1 pseudogene is annotated in these 507 nt (G+C 45.0%); it reads left to right on the top strand.

The features are described from left to right. A pseudogene (locus ACS8FC_RS21190) lies at nt 1-507 on the top strand (cation:proton antiporter); the annotation flags it as partial.

The raw sequence follows: 507 nt of genomic DNA, 5'->3' as shown, positions 1-507 counted from the left end.
ACTCATCGCTACCTCTCTTAAAGAGCAAGGCTTCGACGTCATCGTTGCCCATAATAACTATACCAATATTGCGCGCGCACGCATGAGCGGACTGCGTACTTACTTTGGCAATCCCATCTCTGATCACGCTGATCACCATCTCGACCTGATTGGTATTGGGCGTTTGTTTGCCATGAGTATGGACAAAGAGATGAATACCTTGTCTGAGATTCATTATCGTCATGAATTTGGTGAGCGTAAGCTATACCGTCTTAAGTTCAGTGATGAAAAAGTCAGAAGTGAGCGCGACGACAAGCAGTCCAATTTTCACTCACAGTGGCTATTTGGCAAAGATGTGACGTACACCAAGCTTGCTAGTATGCTGTCCAAAAAAGCCCGCATCAAAATCACCAACATCACTGACAGCTATAGCTTTGAGCAGTATAAAGCGGATAACAAGCAGTTTGTGCCGCTGTACACCATAGATAAAGAAGGCAAGCTGCACGTCATTACTGATAAGTTCGATGG

This window comes from Psychrobacter sp. 1Y4 (assembly GCF_051847555.1).
This window is presented reverse-complemented; position numbering and strand designations above follow the sequence as displayed.